This window comes from Streptomyces sp. NBC_00289, from assembly GCF_041435115.1.
Lineage (GTDB): Bacteria > Actinomycetota > Actinomycetes > Streptomycetales > Streptomycetaceae > Streptomyces.
Genome location: NZ_CP108046.1, coordinates 7864228 through 7881850, shown reverse-complemented (window position 1 = coordinate 7881850; position 17623 = coordinate 7864228). Strand labels below are relative to the sequence as shown.

The following is a 17623-nucleotide window of genomic DNA, read 5'->3' as shown; positions in this document are numbered from 1 at the left end:
TCAACCTTTCCCTGTTCATACGGAGAGCCCCAGGTGAGAGCGGAGAGTGGCGCCCCGGTAGGCCGTGCGGAACGAGCCGCGTTCCTGGAGCAGCGGCACCACCCGGTCCACGAACTCGTCGAGTCCGCCGGGCGTGAGATGCGGTACGAGAACGAAGCCGTCGGCGGCGTCCCGCTGCACGAACTCATCGAGTTCGGCGGCGACCGCCTCGGGGGTCCCGACGAAGGACTGCCGGCCGCCCTCCTCGATCACGGTCTGCCGGATGGACAGTCCCTTCTCCTTCGACAGGGCCCGCCACTTCTCGGCGATCGCGACGGTGTCGCCGCGCCGGGTCAGCCCCTCGGTGATCGCCGGTTGCGGCACCGGATCGGTGTCGGGCAGCGGTCCGTCGGGGTCGTACGCGGAGAGGTCGGTCCCCCAGATCTGCTCCAGCGTGGTGATCGCGTTCTGCGGGGAGACCTGCCGCCGCCTGATCTCGGAGGCCTTCTCCCGCGCCTCGGCGGCGGTGTCGCCCAGGACGACGGTGACACCGGACATGATCTTCAGGTCGTCCGGAGTACGGCCGTATCTCTCCAGGCGTCGCTTCACGTCGGCGTGGAAGGAGCGGCCGGCCTCCAGCGTGCCGTGCCGCGTGAAGATCACGTCGGCCGCCCGCGCGGCGAACTCCCGCCCCTCGTCCGAGTCGTCCGCCTGGATGACCACCGGGTGCCCCTGCGGGGAACGCGGCACGCCGAACTCGCCCGCGATGTCGAAGTGCCGCCCGCGGTGCGCGAACGGCCGCGACACGCCCTGCGCTGTCCAGGAGCCCCACAGCTCCCGTGCGGTGTCGACGAACTCGGCGGCTCGCGTGAGGGCGACCCCTCCGCTGGGGCGAAGCCGGGAGTCGGGAAGGTCGGCCCGGTCGGGGAAGCCGCCACTCCGGAAGTTCTCGCCGGTGAAGGCGTCGGGAGAGGTCACCGGGTTCCAGGCGGCCCGGCCGCCACTGAGGTGGTCCAGGGTGGCCAGCCTGCGGGCCAGGTCGTAGGGCTCGCTGAAGGTCGCGTCGACCGCGGCGGCGAGCCCGAGCCGCTCGGTGACGGCGGCCAGGGCGTTGAGCACGGTGATCGGCTCCGGGCGCCCGACCACGTCCAGATCGTGGATGCGGCCCTTGTGTTCGCGCAGCCGCGGTTCCCCGGCGAGGAGGAAGAAGTCGAAGAGTCCGCGTTCGGCCGTGCGGGCGAGGTGCTCGAGGGAGGAGAACTCGATCGGGGACCGGAAGCCCGGATCGCCCCAGACGGTGGCGTCGTCGACGCCCGGGAAGTGCGCCGCGAGGTGGATCTGCCTGCGCGAGGCGCCGGTCCGTACGGTCATGACGCTCGCCCCGTCACGGCGTACCGGTTGGCGGGTCTGGCGAGACCCAGGTGCTCCCTGAGCGTGCTGCCCGGGTAGAAGGTGCGGAACAGGCCCCGGTGCTGGAGCAGGGCCACCGTCCCGTTGACCAGTCGCTCCAGGTCCCGGCGCGGCTGGACCGGCGTGAAGTGGAAGCCGTCGACGGCGCCCTCCGCGTGCCAGGCGGCGATCAGTTCCGCGAGGTCGACGGGGCCGCCGCGGTAGAGCGGGCCCTGCGCGGTCTGCCGGGGGCCGCCCCCGCCGTGGCCCGGCTCGGCCGCGTGCTCCCCGTCGCCGAGGTCGACAGCGAGGCTCGCCAGGACCCGCAGCTCGTCGGGACGGCGTCCGAACGCCGCGGCGGTGTCGCGCAGTTGCTCGCGTACGGCGCCGGCCTGCGCGAAGCTCACCGACCGTACGAGCGCCACGTCGGCGTACCGGGCCGCGGTCGCCCGGGCGTGGCCCTCGGTGGCGTCGACCACCCGGACGGGATGACCCTGCGGGGGGCGCGGCACGATCGAGGGGCCCCTGACCGAGAAGGCGGAGCCGGTGAAGTCGACGTGGTGCAGCTTGTCCCGGTCGACGAAACGGCCGGTGCTCACGTCCCGGATCTCGGCGTCGTCCTCCCAGCTGTCCCACAACCGGGCGGCCACGTCGGCGACTTCGCCCGCCTCCTGCCACAGGTCGTCGGCGGGGGCGGCGTGCCGGCGGCCGAAGAGGCGGGCCTCTCCCTCGGTCGTCGACACGTCCAGCCGCCAGCCGGCCCGGCCGCGGCTGACCCAGTCGAGGGTCGCGACGGCCGCCTGCACGTGGAAGGGCTCGGTGTGGGTGGTCGTGACGGTCGGCACCAGACCGATCCGGCGCGTGGCCGGCGCCACCCGGGCCAGGACGGCGAGCGCGTCGGGGCCGGGGCGGGCGAAGGTGTCGTCCAGCGTCACGAAGTCGAGGCCGCCGCGTTCGGCGAGCCGCGCCAGCTCGACGTGGGAACCGGCGTCGTACGCCGTCCGCTGGTCGACGGCGGCGGCCAGGTGCAGCAGCGCCCGGCCGGGCTTGGAGGTCATGGGGGAAACCCTTCTGATGCGGGCCCCGTCGGGACCGTGTCCGACGCGGGCTCAGAGAACCTTGGAGAGGAACGCCCGCGTCCGCTCGTGCCGTGGCGCGTCGAGCACGTCCCCGGGGGCGCCCTGCTCGACGACGCGCCCGTCGTCCATGAACACAACCGTGTCGGCGACCTCGCGGGCGAAGCCGATCTCGTGCGTGACGACGATCATCGTGGTGCCCTGGTGGGCTAGGTCCTTGATGACGTCGAGGACCTCACCGACCAGCTCGGGGTCGAGCGCGGAGGTCGGTTCGTCGAAGAGGAGCAGCTTGGGTTCCAGCGCCAGGGCGCGGGCGATGGCGACGCGCTGCTGCTGACCGCCGGACAGCTGCCGGGGGTAGGCGTCGGTCTTGTCGGCGAGCCCCACCCGGTCCAGCAGCCGGCGCGCGGCCTCGACGGCGTCCCGGCGGGGCCGCTTCAGCGCGGCGACGGGTGCCTCGACGACGTTGTCGAGCACCGTGAGGTGCGGGAACAGGTTGAAGTTCTGGAAGACGAAGCCGATCTGCGTGCGCTGTCTGAGCACCTCGCGTTCACGCAGTTCGTGGAGCTTGTCCCCCGAGCGCCGGTAGCCGACCAGGACGCCGTCCACGCTGATCACTCCGCGGTCCACCTTCTCCAGGTGGTTGATGGTGCGCAGCAGCGTCGACTTGCCGGAGCCGGAGGGGCCGAGGACGACGGTGACCTCGCCGCTCCGCACGGCGAGGTCGATGCCCTTGAGCACCTCGAGGGAGCCGAAGCTCTTGTGGACGGACCTGATGTCGACCATGACGCTCATCGCGGGGTTCCTTCGGTGACGTGGAAATGGGGGGCGGACACGGCCTACGCGGCGGTGCGACACGCGAGCGCCCGCAGAAACGCCAGCGCGGCCCGCGCGGTGGCGTCGTTCTGCCGGAACGCCGGTCCGCCGGTGCGCGGCCGGGTGAAGGCGCCGGAGCCCCGCCCGTCGGTGTGCGGTCCGAGCGCGAACCGCCGTGGGTGCGGCCGCCCGGACCGGTCGAGGACCCGTCCGTCGGCGGGGTCCACGGACAGCAGTCCGTCGGGGGTCGCGGCGGCCCCGTCCTCGTACAGCTCCCGCAGCAGGGTGTCGCGGGCCCGCTCGACGGTGGGGCTCGGCAGCCGCGCCTCCACCAGCGCCCGGGCCTCGACGACGTGGCCCGGCACGGTGGGGCTCGACGCCCGGAACACCCCGTCCTCGGCGGCGACGGTCATGTCGGCGCCCAGGAAGCCGAGGACACCCGCACGCGACAGCGCGAGCATCTGCCGCAGCCGGGGGCCGGGCGGTCCCGAGGCCAGGTAGCTGAAGAAGCCGTGCCACCAGGGGCCGATGTCACCGAGCCGGACCAGCTGGCCGTAGACCGACAGCAGTCCGAAGAACACCGCCTGGTCGGGGCTGTGCGTGGGGTCGTGGCGTCGTCTCAGGTCCTCCTCGACCCAGCCGCGCAGGCCGTCCTGGAAGGCGTCGTACGAGGTGTACCGCACCCCGTCCAGCGGATGGTCGAGGGCGGCGAGGTCGAGCCGGTCGGCCGGATCGGGTACGGCGGAGACGACGAGGGTCTCGCGTTCCGCCACGTCGGCGGCCGCGTACTTCTCGTCGAAGTCGGTCCAGGCCATCCGGGTCCGCTCGGGATGGGCCGCGAACAGCCGGTGGTAGTGGGCGAAGCCGAGCTCCTTCTCCACCAGCGGCCACACGTCACGCCGGAAGTCGGGGCGGTCCGGCCGGGCGAGCAGCGCGCCGACCTCGGCGGGCCCGAAGAACCGGGGCAGCGGCGGCCGTTCACCGGTCCAGTCGTAGCCGATCTTCGAGTGGTACGGCACTCCGCGTCGCGAGCCGACGTGCAGCACGGGTTCCCGCCCGGACGGGTGGTACGTCAACTCGCCGTCGACGCCGGTCTCGTAGCGTCCGCCCCGGCCCTCCGTGAGCAGCGCCATCAGGTCGACGAAGGCGAGCCCGAAGCCCCGGACGAGGACGGGTTCGCCGGGCGCGAGCGCGGACAGGTCACTGTCGGCGGTGAAGTCGGGCGGGATGTGCACGAGGTCGTTGCGGGCCGCGTAGGCGACCAACTGTTTCTGTTCCTCGTCCAGTTCCGCGTCGAGGTGGCCGAGGGTGAGGATCACGAGGTCGGCGAGAAGCGGGCGCGGGCGGTCCTCCAGCCAGACCTGCTGGCGTCCCTCCCGGGGCCCGCCGACGCGCAGCGCGCGGCACGGGTGGTGGTGGACGGTGACGGACGCGGGCAGCGCGGCCACGGCCCGCTCGTGCACCCAGCGCAGGTAGGAGCCCTGGAGCTGCCGGTCCGCGAAGGTGGCGCCGTCGATGCCCGCCCACTCGTGCAGGGTGGGTCCCGGGTGCACGGGCCCGGCCATGTCCACCGTCTCGTCGGTGAACATGGTGACGTCCTCGGCGTGCGAGTTCATCCACAGCAGCGGCGACTGCTCCTCGCGCCAGATGCGGCCGGCGCCCGGCGGAAAGGGGTCGACCAGATGGATGTCGAGCTCCGAACCGGCGTACAGCTCGGCCGCGTTGGCGGCGATCCGCTCGACGAGACCGGTCCCCCGCGGCCCGGCCCCGACGATCACCAGCGAGGGCCTCATCGGACGCGCTCCGACCCGCGGGCGTAGTGCTTCTCCACGTAGTACTGGCCGATGCCGAGCACCGAGGTGACGACCGTGTACCAGACGGTGGCCACCATCAGCAGCGGGATGACCTGGTAGGTGCGGTGGTAGACGAGCTGCACCGAGTAGAGCAGGTCCTGCACGGCGATGACGCTGACGATCGAGGTGCCCTTGAGTGTGCCGATCAGCATGTTCCCGGCCGGCGGCACGATGGACCGCATCGCCTGCGGGAGCACGATCCGCCACCAGCGGCGCCACCGGCTCAGCCCGAGGGCCTGAGCGGCCTCGATCTGACCGCGGTCGACGGAGAGGATGCCGCCGCGGACCACCTCGGCGGCGTACGCGGCCTCGTGCAGCGTCAGCCCGATGACCGCGACGGTGACCGGACCCAGCAGGTTGACCGTCTTCACCCCGAGGATCTGCGGGTACAGCGCCCCGATGTTGAACCACAGCAGCAGCTGCACCAGGATCGGGATCGACCGGAACAGCCAGACGTACCCCCAACTCACCGCGCGCAGGACCGGGTTGGCCGACAGGCGGAAGGCGGCGAGCAGCGCGCCCAGCGCGAAGCCGAGCACCATGACGACCGCGGTCAGCCACAGGGTGAGCCACAGCCCGCGCAGCACGGCGTCCGAGGTGAAGTAGTCGGCGACGACGTCCCACTGGAACGCCTCGTTGCGCAGTACCGAGTTGACGGTGAGAGCCAGCAGCAGGACGACGACGACAGCGGCCGTCCACTGGCCGAGACGGCGTTGCGGGACGATCCGCAGGGAGTCCGCGTCCTCGGGTATGTCCGGTGCGGCGGGGGCTTTGGCGAGGGTGTCGGAAGACATGGAAGGCTCCGTGACATCGAGTCAGTCGAACACGGGTGGTGCCTTCACACGGAAGCGCGTCGAACGTGCTGCGCGGCGTTGTCACGGCCGAGCCCCTCAGCAGGGCCGTGCACCGAGAGTACGGTGGCGTTTCCCCCCGCTGTCAAGGATGTCCAGACTGTGGGCAGCACGTCTCAAGTCGGTTGACTCACCACCGGATGCCTGTTCCACTTGGCCCATGCATCCACAGCAGTGGCTGGTCAAGCGCTCCCACATCGACTTCGGTCGCGTGTGGTCCTCTTCCTGTTGAGCTGACCCCCTGCGCGCCCTGGTTCTCCAGGGCGCCTTCGCGTTCTCCCTCCTCGTTCCGCCTTCACACGCGCGCCCTCCCCTCGCCTTTCCCCCCTCGCTTCGCGCTTCTCGCCTTCTGCCACAGGAGACCGCTCACGATGCGTACGTCGACGCATGCCCGTTATAAGCCTTTTGCACCTTTCGCCCTGATCGCCTCGGCGGCCCTGTTCCTCACCGCGTGCGGCTCCGGCTCGGACGATGCCGCCGGCGGGACCGCGAACGCCGCGGCCAGGGCCGACAAGATCCCCACCACGGACGTGGTCTCCTCCATCCAGAAGGACGAGGCGGCGGCCGGGCTGCTGCCCTCCGGCGTGACAGGCCTCACTCTCGCCGTCGCCGTCGGCGGCACCCCGCCCGGGACGACGTACCTCGACGACGGCAAGACCCTGACCGGTCAGGACGTCGACTTCGCCCACGCCGTCGGCAAGGTGCTGGGCATCAAACTCACGACGGAACAGGCGAGTTTCGAGGCGATCCTGCCCGCCCTCGACAGCGGCAAGTACGACTTCGGCGCCAGCAACTTCGGCGTGACCGAGGAGCGGCGCAAGACGATCGACTTCGTCACCTACATCAACGACGGCCAGGGCTTCGCCACCCGCAAGGACAGCAAGCTCGGCAAGGTCACCGACCTGAAGCAGCTGTGCGGCCTGAACATCGCGACCGGCGCCGGCACCACCTTCGAGGCCACGCTGGAGGAGAACAAGCACCTCTGCGCCGACGCGGGCGAGAAGGCGTACAAGGTGCAGACGTACAGCGAGTCGGGGGCGATCTGGTCCTCGCTCCAGCAGGGCCGCAGCGACGTCGTGATGTCCACGATCAACGGCCTGCGCTACGCGGTCGCCCAGCAGGAGGGCGTGAAGTTCCTCAACGAGTTCCACCGGCTCGACGTCGGCTTCGCCTTCAAGAAGGGCACGAAGCTGGCGCCGGCCTTCCAGGCGGCGGTGAACAAGCTCATCGCGGACGGCACGTACGACAGGATCCTCAAGAAGTGGGGCACGACGGGCTCGGCGATCACGAAGTCCCGGATCTCCCCGCCGGAACTGAAGAACTGACCGAGGAACCAGGACCTGTCCGCGGAGGCGCGGGGCGCTCACGCGGGACGAGCGCCGGCCGTCGCGAGGTGCCGCGCGCCCCCGCCACCCGGTTCATCAGCACACCCAGCACATCCCGCACGGACGTCCGGTCCCGCGCATCGCACTCCAGTACCGGTACCTCGGACCGCAGTCCCAACGCGGCCCGCACCTCGGCGAGTCCGAACCGTTCGGCTCCGTCGAACCGGTTGACCGCGAGGACGAACGGCGCCCGCTGCCGCTCGAAGTAGTCGACCGCCGGGAAAGACTCCTCGATCCGCCGCGTGTCCGCGAGGATCACCGTGCCGAGCGCGCCCTCCACCAGGTCGTCCCACAGGAACGAGAAGCGGTCCTGACCGGGCGTGCCGAACAGGTACAGGGCGATCGTGGGATCGAGCGTGATGCGGCCGAAGTCGAGGGCGACGGTCGTCGTCGTCTTGGACTCGACACCCTTCAGCGAGTCCACCCCGACCGACACCTGAGTGATCGGCGCCTCGGTCTCCAGCGGGCGCCCGATCTCCGAAATGGCTCTGATGAAGGTCGACTTGCCCACCCCGAGCCCCCCGCTGACCACGATCTTCACGGCCAGCGGCACGATCCTGTCAGAGCGCCCGGACCGCGGCCCCTGGGTCCCTGATCCTTTCGCGAACATAACTGGCTCTACGTTCGGCGGCTCCTCGCCGTTCATCGGGGCACGAAGGTTTCCCGGGCGGTCGTCGCTTACGCCGGCTTCCTCCCGGCCCCTGCGCCTCCTCGTCTCCGCCCCCGCGTCACAAGCCGCAGTCGCAGCACGAGCAGCATTCACAGCACTCGCAACCGTCACAGCAGTCGCAGCAGTCGCAGTCGCAGTTCGAGCACCACCCCTCGCGCCGCTGGCGCGACCACGGCCCCTCGAACTCGTCGGCGCAGCACACCTGGCACGTGCAGCACAGTCCGACGGCGACCGCGCACCCCGACCAGAACCCCCGCCTGCCGGGCCGCGGCGGCTCACCGCCGAAGGGGTTCCCACCGTAGGGACTGCCCGGCGCCTGCGGCCCCTGCGGGGTGTACGGTCCGCCGTGCTGCGGCGGTCCGAAGGCGGCGGTTGCGGTGGCGGCGCCGGTGTCCGCGGCCGCGTGCCCGCAGGACGACACCCCGAACGCCCGGTCCACCGAGCGCCGCAGCTCGTGCACGAGCAACTGGTGCGCCAGCTTCCCGTCGGCGTTCCGCCGCGCCGCCAGGGCCCCGGGGGCCCAGGCCACCTCGCGCAGGGCGAGCCGTATCCCGTGCAGCGCGTCGTCCGCGAGCCGCCGGGCCTCGGTGAGCGGGGTACCGGTCGCCGTGAGCGGGTTCCACGCGCCCGCCGCGGCGTCGGCCGCCCGGTCCTCCACGGCGTCCAGCAGGTGTGCCAGGCGCCCGAAGAGACGCCCGGCCTCGGCGAGCGGCACGGCGTTGCCCGGCCGTCCCGCCAGCACGGCGGTATGGGCGAAGGCGGCGGCGGTGGCCGTCTCGGTCGGCTCGGTGACCGTCAGGATCGGCGTCCCGGCCCCGGCGAGCGACTCGATGCCGGCCTGCCGGTCGACGGCGTCGACGAGTACGGCGGTGTCGAACCCCACGTCCAGGCCGGTCCGCGCCCCCGCCTTCCCCCAGCTCACGGCGATCCGGCGGGCGGCGAGCGCCACCGGCCGGCGGGCCAGCAGTCCGTCCCCGTCTGTTACATGGTCACGCACCTTGGCGGAGGCGAGCACGAGCGAGACGGCGGCCGCGAGCCGGGCGCCCTCACCCTGAGTGACGGACGCGGTGCGCATTCCGCGCAGCGGACAGGGCCCCGCGGTACGTCTCCGCCCGTCGGCGCCGTTTCGCTGAGCCTCCGTCAGAACGGAGACGAGAAGCCCGTCGTAGTTGGTGACCACCCGCGCGAACTGCCCGTGATCTCCGCGCAACGCGAGGCACAGCCCGCACAAATGCGCCATCCACTGGGCTTTGAGGCTCTCACCGAGCCGATGACTGCATGGCCTGACTATTCCGAACACGACGTTCCCCCGTGATGTGTGCGGCGTTGGACTTCGCTGAGCTGCCGCATCGTACCGACCGACGCGTTCACCCGTACGCCCCGCCCGTCACCCGTTCGCCGTGAAGAATCATATTTCACTCACAGTCAGCAGCTGTTTGCGCGACGGCCCTTGGGACACACGGACTCTCGACGTATTCGCTGTGCACCAGTACCGTCACAAACCCCCCGCGCGGCGTCTATCCACTTGGCGCACGGTCCGCATCATGGATGACCATAGGGATGCGGAAAGCAAGAATGACCGCTGTGAGAGGAGGCGTCCATGGGATCGGTGCGCAAAGCTAGTGCATGGCTCGGCCTCGTCGACGACAACGACGACGAGCGTTACTACGACGACGACGGCTACACCGAAGGGACCGAGCCGGGGGAAGCCTGGGTCACCGATCCGCGGGTGAAAGTGGCCGCGGAGGTCGCCGAGGCGAAGGAGCGCCGGATCGGCACGGTCACTCCGGACAGCTTCCGGGACGCGCGCGCCATCGGCGAGCTGTTCCGCGAAGGGGTGCCGGTCATCGTGAACCTCACGGCCATGGATGCCGCCGACGCCAAGCGCGTGGTCGACTTCGCGGCCGGGTTGATCTTCGGTCTGCGCGGTTCGATCGACCGCGTGTCCAACCGTGTGTTCCTGCTGACCCCCGCCGACACGGAGATCGTGAACGGGGATCCGGCACCGCACCGTACGGACGGCTTCTTCAACCAGAGCTGAGCAGGGCCGCTCATCGGCCCTGCCCGCTTCTGGGGGGTCAGCGGAAGGCGTCGAGTCCGGTGAGCGCCTTGCCCAGCACGAGCTGGTGCATCTCGACGGTGCCCTCGTAGGTGAGCACCGACTCGAGGTTGGTGGCGTGCCGCATCACGGGGTATTCGAGCGAGATCCCGTTGGCGCCGAGAATGGTCCGGGCCGTACGGCAGATGTCGATGGCCTCGCGGACGTTGTTGAGTTTGCCGAAGCTGACCTGCTCGGGACGCAGGCGGCCGGCATCCATGCGCCGCCCCAGGTGATGGGCGAGCAGAATTCCCTTGTGCAGTTCGAGGGCCATGTCGGCGAGCTTCGCCTGGGTGAGCTGGAAGCCACCGATGGGCCGCCCGAACTGCTCCCGCGTCTTCGCGTAGTCGACGGCGGTCTCGAAACAGGAGCGCGCGGCCCCCATGGCCCCCCAGACGATGCCGTAGCGGGCGTGGGAGAGGCAGCTGAGCGGGCCCTTGAGCCCGACGACCTCGGGAAGCACCGCGTCGGCGGGCAGTCGGACGTCGTCCAGGACGAGCTCACTGGTGACGGAGGCGCGCAGCGACCACTTGTGCTTGATCTCCGGGGCGGAGAACCCGGCGCTGTCGGCCGGCACCACGAACCCGCGGATCCCCTCGTCGGTCCGCGCCCAGACGACGGCGACCTGCGCGACCGATCCGTTGGTGATCCACATCTTCCGCCCGTTGAGCACCCAGTCATCACCGTCGCGCTTGGCGTAGGTGCGCATGGCGGCCGGGTCCGAGCCGTGGTCGGGCTCGGTGAGCCCGAAGCACCCGATGACCTCACCGGCGGCCATGCGCGGCAGCCAGGCCTGCTTCTGCTCCTCGCTGCCGAAGCGGTGCAGGGCGTACATGGCGAGGGAGCCCTGCACGGAGACGAGGGACCTGATGCCGGAGTCGGCCGCCTCCAGCTCGAGGCAGGCGAGCCCGTACTGCACGGCGCTGGCTCCGGCGCACCCGTATCCGCTGAGCGACATGCCCAGCGCCCCGATGCCGCCGAGCTCGCGGGCGAGCTCGCGGATGCCGGGCAGCTCGCCCCGCTCGTACCAGTCGGCGACGTACGGCAGCACGCGGTCCGCGGCCCAGGCCCGCACGGTGTCCCGGACGGCGAGGTCCTCCGGATCGAGCAGGTCGTCGATGCCGAGCGGGTCGGCGGGGTCGAACGGGGGCAACGTCGAGGACGCGGACATGGGACACCCTCCGGCACACGGAAAACTAGCACCGCTAGTCACGATTTCGGGCCGACGTTACGTCGCCCTGTCCGGCACGTCCAGTACGCGGGCGGCGGACACGGGTGCTCTGGGGTGGGCGTGGGCGGCGGGAGAGCGCGTGTCACGCCGAGACACGGGAGTCCGCGACCTCCCGGGGTGCGGGCAGTTCCACCGGCCGCCCCGGTTCCTCCGGCCGCCCCGGTTCCTCGCACTGCATCACGCGCGGCAACCGCAGCGCCATCACCGCGCCCAGCAACAACAACCCGGCACTCACCAGCAGCGTCATGTGCAGTCCGTGCACGAAACAGTCCCGCGCGGTGCGCCGCAGGGCCTCTCCAGCCGACCCGCCGAGCCGGCCGGCGACCTCGTAGGCCTCGCCCAGGGAGTGCCCCGCCGCCGCGGAGTCCGAGGCGGGAACGCCCGGTACGGACGACAGCCCGGGCGCGTACGCCGCGTTCATCACGCTCCCCAGAAGCGCGATGCCGATCCCCGCACCCAGCTGGTAGGACGTCTCCCCGACGGCGGCGGCGCCGCCCGCCTGCTCCGGCGGGGCCTCGCTCAGCATCGACTCGTACGCCCCGAACAGGGTGGTCTCCAGTCCGAAGCCGAGCAGGAGGAACCCGAACAGCAACAGCCCCGCGTTGTCCTCGCCGCCCATCGCGGTCAGCAGCACGACCGCCACTGCGGTCAGACAGAAACCGAAGCACACCATCCGCCGGGGCCCGAACCGTCGCAGCATCCGCGCTCCGGCCAGCCCCGACGCCATCGCCGCGATCGTCAGCGGCAGCAACCGCAGCCCGGTCTCCAGCGGCGACAGGCCCAGCACCAGCTGTAGGTACTGCGCAGCGATCAGCTCCAGCCCGACCAGCGCGAGCATCGCCAGCACGATGCAGCCCACGGACGTGCTGAACGCCGGCCGCGCGAACATGCTCAGATCGACCAGGGGATGCGCGCGGCGCCGCTGCCGTCGCACGAACAGGACGATCAGCGCCGCGCCCACGAGCAGCGGCACCACCGTGAACACGTCGAGTTCGCCGCTCCCGAGCCGCTTCACGCCCAGTACCAGGCCGAAGAGTCCGGCCGCCGCCATCAGCGCGCCGACCACGTCCCAGGGACCATCGCCGACCCCGCGCGACTCGGGCAGCAGCAGCCGCCCCACGGGCAGGCTGACCAGCATCAGCGGGATGTTGACGAGGAAGACCGACCCCCACCAGAAGTGCTCGAGGAGGAAGCCGCCGAGCAGCGGACCGACGGCGGCGCCCACCGCGGCGACCGCGCTCCAGATGCCGATGGCGAGGGCGCGCTCACGCCGGTCGGGGAAGACCTGGCGGAGGATCGAGAGCGTCGCGGGCATGATCATGGCGCCGCCGACGCCGAGCAGCGCCCGGGCCACGATCAGTACCTGGGCGTCGTGGGCGAGGGCCGCCAGCCCGGAGGCGACGCCGAACAGGGCGTATCCGAGCAGCAGGATCCGTCTGCGGCCCACCCGGTCGCCGAGCGTGCCGAAGAGGATCAGCAGCGAGGCGCAGACGAGCGGATAGACGTCGACGATCCAGAGCAGTTCCATCGCGCCGGGCTTGAGGTCCTCCGTGACGGCGGGTACCGCCACGTGGAGCACCGTCGCGTCGAGGGCGACGAGCAGCAGGCTGGTGCACAGGACGACGAGGACGACCCAGCGGTTGGCACCGGCCCCGGCCGCCCGACGGCGCAGCGCAGCGGCAGCCGTGGTCGTCCCGGACATGTACGTACCTCCCAGTGTTCCCTCGCGTTCGGCGGGGCTCACGGGGTGGGGACTCCCCGTGACTCGGCCGGAAGGAGCGGTGGTCTCCGGCCCGCGCAGCGAATGGCGAGTGACACGCCAGAGTACGCGAGTCCGCGCCGGTGCCCAGTGGCGGACCTCTCAGACTGCGCACGCACCCGTGTGGCGTACGCCACTCCCCGGTCGGCGGGTGTGCCCCGGCCGGACGGCCGGTGCGGTGCGCCGTCGATAATCGGGCGCGTGACCGATCTTGAGACGCGCGCGGCCCGGCCCGGCGCCGGGGCCCTGCGCCGGGCGGCTCCGGCCCTCCTCGGGTACGCGGCCGTCCGCGCCCTGGGCCTGCTCGCCCTGGCCCTGTGGAGCGCGGCGCGCGACAAGAGCGCGTACACCCTGCTCACCGCCCGCTGGGACGCCCTCTGGTACACCAGGGTCGCCGAACTCGGCTACGGCTACGAGGTGCGCCTGCCGAACGGCGACGTCCACTCGAACCTGGCCTTCTTCCCGCTGCTGCCCTGGCTGGAGCGTGCGCTGGCGGCGGTGACCCCCCTGTCGTACGCCGACGCCGGTTTCGTGGTCGCCCTGCTCGCCTCGCTCGCCGCGGCCTGGGGGATCTTCGCGGTCGCGGATCACGTGTACGGCCGCCGGGCGGGGGTGTGCGCCGTGGTGCTGTGGGCCGTCCTGCCGGTCGGGATCGTGCAGTCGATGGCGTACAGCGAGTCGCTGTTCACCGCGCTCGCCGCCTGGTCGCTGTACGCGGTCCTGACCGGCCGGTGGCTGACGGCCGGCACGCTGGCCCTGCTGGCCGGTCTGACCCGGCCGGTGGGGCTCGCCGTCGTCGCGGCGGTGTGGGCGGCGGGCATCGCGTGGTTCGTGCGGGAGCGGAATGCGGCGCGAGTGGGCAGCGCCCACACCGGCGAGCGCGCCCCCGATCCGGCGGTCGGTGCCCGACCCCGGCGCGTCCCGGCAGCGGGCGGCGCATGGAATCCGTCGCGCGCCGTGGGCGTGCGGGCCCGGTGCGCCCTCGGCATGCTGCTCGCCCCGCTCGGCGCCGCCGGGTACGTCCTGTGGGTCGGCCACCGCACCGGCAGGGGTCCGCTCGGGTATCTGGACGTCCAGGCGGGCTGGCGCAACGGCTTCGACGGTGGTTACGCCTTCGCCCGCTTCGTCGCCGACAAGTTCACGTCCTTTCCGTCGGCCCTGGCCGGCGTGGGACTGATCGTCGGGGTGGGACTGCTGATCCGGCTCTACGTCGTCTGTGTACGGCAGCGCCAACCGCTCCCGCTCCTGGTCTACGCGGGAGTCGTCACCGCGCTCGCCCTGTGCGCGTCGAGCTACTTCGGCTCGAAACCGCGCCTGTTGCTGCCCGCCTTTCCCCTGCTGTTCCCGCTCGCCCTGGCCCTCGCCCGGCTGCGTACCCGCAGGACGGTCCTGGTGGTCGGCGCCGTCGCGCTGGCCTCGGCCGTATACGGGGCGTTCTGGCTGAACGGATCGGGTCCGCCATGATCGACCGGATGCCCTGCGTGAGCGGCCGGATAATTCCACCCCATGATTCGGTGAACGAATTCATAAGCACAATTAAACCGCCGCGCAGAATGATCAAAGGAATTGAAGGGTCCGAGGAGCCCGGATTGCGGAATCCCTGGAAATAAACCCCACTCTGAGAGGAATCCCACATCACATCGTCATCACAAAGCCGCTGATTCGACGAGGAACTGAGCTCACTCGCTGTAACGTCGATTGGGTGCGTACCGAACGAGATCCCACCCGTCTGGACCGGGTGTTCGCCAGGCTGGACCGTGAGCCGGAGCGACCGGCCCACATCGACGTGCCGACGATGAGCCGGCACCGGGTCGTGCTGCTGTGCGCGACCCTGGCCTTCTACCTGGCGATCGTGTGGGCCGTGGTGATCTCCTCGTGGCTGGTCCGCCTCGACTGGCAGGTCATGTTCTTCCGCCCCTACCAGCAATGGCCGGAGATCCACGCCTTCCTCGACTACTACGTCGTCCTCGGCCAGCGCGGCCCGACGGCCGTGATGGTCGCGGCCTGGCTGGGCTGGCGCTCCTGGCGGCAGCACACGCTCCGCCCCCTGCTCACCCTGGGCGCGTCCCTGCTGCTGCTGAACATCACGGTCGGGGCCGCCAAGCTGGGCATGGGCCGCCTCGGACCGCACTACGCCACCACCATCGGCGCCAACGAGATGGGTCTGGGCGGCGATATATTTCCCAGCGGCCACACCGCCAACGCCGTGGTGACCTGGGGCATCCTGGCCTATCTGGCCTCCACCCCGCGAGCCCGCCGCTGGCTGTCCGCCGTGTCGGCGGTGACCTCCCTCGGCGTCGGCCTGACCACCGTCTACCTCGGTACGCACTGGCTGAGCGACGTCGTGCTCGGCTGGGTCGCCGGCCTGCTGATCCTGCTCGCCCTGCCCTGGTGCGAGCCGCTGATGGCCCGCGCCGAGAACGCGATCTTCGACCTGCGTGACCGCTGGCGCGCCCGCCGCGGCAGCGGGGCACCGGTACCGCCCCTGCCCGTCGGGGCTCCCGTACGGCTCAAGCCACTCACTCCCCAGGACGAGTCCGCACCCGAGCCGGTCTCCGCGGCCCACCCGGCCCGGACGCACGCCTATCACCTGGCCCCGGGTCCGCACCCGCACACGACCCGCTCCGAACGCACGCCGGTCACCCCGGCCGGCAGCCGTCGCCCGCCGCACCCGGAGCGCGTCACGCGCGGCACGGCGGGCCGCCCCCTGACGGGCGGCTGACCCACCGGTCGGCGGAGGCCGGTACGCACCACCACACACCCGAAGGCGACGGCCCCGGTTCTCCGATGGGGGAACCGTGGCCGTCGCCGTACGCTCAGCCCTTCCAGGCCCGGCCCACGCGGCCGTCCCTGACCTCGAAGTTCAGCCGCCCCACCCGGTACTCCATGGTGATGATCGCGCCGGGTGGCAGCGAGCGGACCGTCGACCACCCCCGCTCACGGGCGAGCCGCTCGGCCCGGTCGGCGTCGAGGCCGACATACGTGTCCGGGGTGTCGTCAGGTTCGGCGGGCGGTGTCGGAATCGGTGCCATACGGCCACGCTAGGCCCTGCCCCGCGGCCGGGGAAGCCCGGGCCCGCGCCCTTGTCAGGCATCCCTCTCCGGTCACACTTCTGTCACAGGATCACGACACGCGTGTCGATCGAACTCCGTCACCCGAACGGGGGTTCCGCACCTTTTTCCCGCGTATTCGAACTCAATTCCACGGGTCGCGACGGCTCGGCGAATATTCCGGCAGAAAGGATTCGCAGAGCCGTCCCGAGGCTCTTTCGCCACCGATAACGGACGGATCCGCGGATGCCGGCACCGCACACGGAATACACGGTTCCGGCACAAACCCCCGTCCGCCCCCTGCCGGAGCGCGGCGTTCCGGAAGCATCACGACACCTGCTCGCGCGGCCCCTACGGCGGGGCTTCGGCGGGCCACGGGCGAGCCCTCGACGCCCTCCCCTGGCCCCGTTCCGAGGCTCCGGCGGGCGCTCTCCGTCCCGCTCTCAGTCCTCCGGGGAAGGCGGCGCGGCTTCACCGGCCCGGGCCAGAGCGCGAGCGAGCCGGCCGTCGGCCGTCCTGATCGCCTCGGTCAGCTCCGCCGGCTCCAGCACCTCGAACTCGAAGCCCGTCATCATCACGTGGATCACCATCACGTCGAGGCTCGCGGCCCCCGTCCGCAGGACGCAGGCGTCCGCCCCGTCGGGCTCCAGCGTTCCGGCGGACGGCGAGATCCGCTCGGCGGCCTCAGCGAGCGGCACGAGCAGTCGGACGACCGCGTGCGAGGCGTACGCGCGCGTGGAGACGCCCCGGGAGACGTAGGCGGCGAGGTCGTCGGCCGGCGGTGTGCGCGGGGGGAAGCGCGGCCCGTGCGGGGGCTTCGGCGTGATGCGGTCCGCGCGGAACGTACGCCAGTCGTCGCGGTCGAGGTCCCAGGCGACCAGGTACCAGCGGCGCTCGGTGCACACCAGGCGATGCGGTTCGACGGTACGGCGGGACGGGACGCCGCCGTGGTCGCTGTACTCGAAGCGCAGCCGCTCGGCGTCACGGCAGAGGTTGGCGAGCTCGGTGAGGACGGCCGGGTCGACGGCGGAGGGCTGGGGGCCGCGCAGCATCGGCACGGTGAAGGCGTTGAGGGTGCCCACCCGGCGGCGCAGCCGGCTCGGCAGGACCTGTTCCAGCTTGGCCAGGGCCCGCACCGAGGTCTCGCCGATCCCTTCGATGCCCTGCCCGGCGGCCGTGCGCAAACCGACGGCCACGGCCACCGCCTCGTCGTCGTCCAGGAGCAGGGGCGGCAGCTCGGCACCCGCGCCGAGCTGGTAGCCGCCGCCGGTGCCGGGGCTGGCGTTGACGGGATAGCCCAGTTCGCGCAGCCGGTCCACGTCCCGGCGGACCGTGCGCGCGGTGACGCCGAGACGGTCGGCGAGGTCGGCGCCGGACCACTCGCGGTGGGCCTGGAGCAGCGAGAGCAGGCGCAGCAAACGGGCCGAGGTCTCCAACATGGCGCCGAGTCTGCCAGTGATCGCGGA

15 protein-coding genes are annotated in these 17623 nt (G+C 71.6%); 4 read left to right on the top strand and 11 right to left on the bottom strand.

Translation table 11 applies throughout. The features are described 5' to 3' along the window. Positions 1-15 precede the first annotated feature (15 nt). The 5 genes from OG985_RS35660 to OG985_RS35640 are packed head-to-tail and all read right to left on the bottom strand — an operon-like array spanning position 16 to position 5907. A complete protein-coding gene (locus tag OG985_RS35660) occupies positions 16-1350 on the bottom strand; it encodes an NtaA/DmoA family FMN-dependent monooxygenase (RefSeq protein ID WP_371672492.1) in 1335 nt (444 codons plus the stop codon). Next, complete coding sequence (locus OG985_RS35655; protein ID WP_371672491.1) at positions 1347-2426, bottom strand: LLM class flavin-dependent oxidoreductase; 1080 nt, start codon at positions 2424-2426, stop codon at positions 1347-1349. The genes OG985_RS35660 and OG985_RS35655 overlap by 4 nt, the downstream gene beginning before the upstream one ends. Before the next feature lie 51 nt (positions 2427-2477). Continuing rightward, positions 2478-3239, bottom strand: a complete 762-nt coding sequence (locus OG985_RS35650) for an amino acid ABC transporter ATP-binding protein (protein ID WP_371672490.1) — start codon at positions 3237-3239, stop codon at positions 2478-2480. A gap of 44 nt (positions 3240-3283) precedes the next feature. Continuing rightward, positions 3284-5053, bottom strand: coding sequence for an FAD/NAD(P)-binding protein (locus OG985_RS35645; protein WP_371672489.1), 1770 nt, complete (start codon positions 5051-5053; stop codon positions 3284-3286). Continuing rightward, the gene (locus OG985_RS35640) at positions 5050-5907 is read right to left on the bottom strand and encodes an amino acid ABC transporter permease (RefSeq protein ID WP_371672488.1); all 858 of its coding nucleotides are present in this window, start codon (positions 5905-5907) and stop codon (positions 5050-5052) included. The genes OG985_RS35645 and OG985_RS35640 overlap by 4 nt, the downstream gene beginning before the upstream one ends. 428 nt (positions 5908-6335) lie before the next feature. On the opposite strand from OG985_RS35640, the gene OG985_RS35635 reads away from it, so the two are divergent. Continuing rightward, positions 6336-7289, top strand: a complete 954-nt coding sequence (locus tag OG985_RS35635) for an ABC transporter substrate-binding protein (RefSeq protein ID WP_371672487.1) — start codon at positions 6336-6338, stop codon at positions 7287-7289. On the opposite strand, the gene OG985_RS35630 is transcribed toward OG985_RS35635, so the two are convergent. Further along, on the bottom strand, positions 7249-7959 hold the full coding sequence (locus tag OG985_RS35630) for an ATP/GTP-binding protein (RefSeq protein WP_371672486.1): 711 nt from the start codon (positions 7957-7959) through the stop codon (positions 7249-7251). The genes OG985_RS35635 and OG985_RS35630 overlap by 41 nt on opposite strands. A 118-nt stretch (positions 7960-8077) precedes the next feature. Beyond that, entirely contained in the window at positions 8078-9319 is a 1242-nt protein-coding gene (locus tag OG985_RS35625) for a DUF5685 family protein (RefSeq protein ID WP_371672485.1), read from the bottom strand. Positions 9320-9619: 300 nt separating this feature from the next. Between OG985_RS35625 and OG985_RS35620 the strand changes: the two genes are divergently transcribed. After that, positions 9620-10060 (top strand): cell division protein SepF, encoded by a 441-nt coding sequence (locus OG985_RS35620; RefSeq protein ID WP_371672484.1) that lies wholly within the window; start codon positions 9620-9622, stop codon positions 10058-10060. 37 nt (positions 10061-10097) lie between these two features. Here the strand turns inward: OG985_RS35620 and OG985_RS35615 are convergent, their stop codons facing one another. Continuing rightward, positions 10098-11288 (bottom strand): acyl-CoA dehydrogenase family protein, encoded by a 1191-nt coding sequence (locus OG985_RS35615; RefSeq protein ID WP_371672483.1) that lies wholly within the window; start codon positions 11286-11288, stop codon positions 10098-10100. A gap of 142 nt (positions 11289-11430) precedes the next feature. Beyond that, positions 11431-13050, bottom strand: a complete 1620-nt coding sequence (locus OG985_RS35610) for an MFS transporter (protein ID WP_371672482.1) — start codon at positions 13048-13050, stop codon at positions 11431-11433. A gap of 258 nt (positions 13051-13308) precedes the next feature. Between OG985_RS35610 and OG985_RS35605 the strand changes: the two genes are divergently transcribed. Continuing rightward, positions 13309-14571 carry a hypothetical protein gene (locus OG985_RS35605; protein ID WP_371672481.1) on the top strand — a complete coding sequence of 421 codons (1263 nt, stop codon included), beginning with the start codon at positions 13309-13311 and terminating at the stop codon, positions 14569-14571. Positions 14572-14809: 238 nt separating this feature from the next. Then, a complete protein-coding gene (locus OG985_RS35600; RefSeq protein WP_371672480.1) occupies positions 14810-15829 on the top strand; it encodes a phosphatase PAP2 family protein in 1020 nt (339 codons plus the stop codon). 94 nt (positions 15830-15923) lie between these two features. Here OG985_RS35600 and OG985_RS35595 read toward each other — a convergent pair whose 3' ends face one another. Together OG985_RS35595 and OG985_RS35590 are read right to left on the bottom strand one after the other, a co-directional pair. Next, positions 15924-16139, bottom strand: coding sequence for an I78 family peptidase inhibitor (locus OG985_RS35595; RefSeq protein ID WP_371672479.1), 216 nt, complete (start codon positions 16137-16139; stop codon positions 15924-15926). Positions 16140-16600: 461 nt separating this feature from the next. Further along, complete coding sequence (locus OG985_RS35590; protein WP_371672478.1) at positions 16601-17596, bottom strand: helix-turn-helix transcriptional regulator; 996 nt, start codon at positions 17594-17596, stop codon at positions 16601-16603. Positions 17597-17623 lie beyond the last annotated feature (27 nt).

What these genes read in the sequence shown, in the direction of transcription:
- OG985_RS35660 (WP_371672492.1), bottom strand. Translation starts at nt 1,350, where the DNA reads ATGACCGTACGGACCGGCGCCTCGCGCAGGCAGATCCACCTCGCGGCG.
- OG985_RS35595 (WP_371672479.1), bottom strand. Translation starts at nt 16,139, where the DNA reads ATGGCACCGATTCCGACACCGCCCGCCGAACCTGACGACACCCCGGAC.
- OG985_RS35635 (WP_371672487.1), top strand. Translation starts at nt 6,336, where the DNA reads ATGCGTACGTCGACGCATGCCCGTTATAAGCCTTTTGCACCTTTCGCC.
- OG985_RS35640 (WP_371672488.1), bottom strand. Translation starts at nt 5,907, where the DNA reads ATGTCTTCCGACACCCTCGCCAAAGCCCCCGCCGCACCGGACATACCC.
- OG985_RS35620 (WP_371672484.1), top strand. Translation starts at nt 9,620, where the DNA reads ATGGGATCGGTGCGCAAAGCTAGTGCATGGCTCGGCCTCGTCGACGAC.
- OG985_RS35615 (WP_371672483.1), bottom strand. Translation starts at nt 11,288, where the DNA reads ATGTCCGCGTCCTCGACGTTGCCCCCGTTCGACCCCGCCGACCCGCTC.
- OG985_RS35590 (WP_371672478.1), bottom strand. Translation starts at nt 17,596, where the DNA reads ATGTTGGAGACCTCGGCCCGTTTGCTGCGCCTGCTCTCGCTGCTCCAG.
- OG985_RS35630 (WP_371672486.1), bottom strand. Translation starts at nt 7,959, where the DNA reads ATGTTCGCGAAAGGATCAGGGACCCAGGGGCCGCGGTCCGGGCGCTCT.
- OG985_RS35655 (WP_371672491.1), bottom strand. Translation starts at nt 2,426, where the DNA reads ATGACCTCCAAGCCCGGCCGGGCGCTGCTGCACCTGGCCGCCGCCGTC.
- OG985_RS35645 (WP_371672489.1), bottom strand. Translation starts at nt 5,053, where the DNA reads ATGAGGCCCTCGCTGGTGATCGTCGGGGCCGGGCCGCGGGGGACCGGT.
- OG985_RS35650 (WP_371672490.1), bottom strand. Translation starts at nt 3,239, where the DNA reads ATGAGCGTCATGGTCGACATCAGGTCCGTCCACAAGAGCTTCGGCTCC.
- OG985_RS35610 (WP_371672482.1), bottom strand. Translation starts at nt 13,050, where the DNA reads ATGTCCGGGACGACCACGGCTGCCGCTGCGCTGCGCCGTCGGGCGGCC.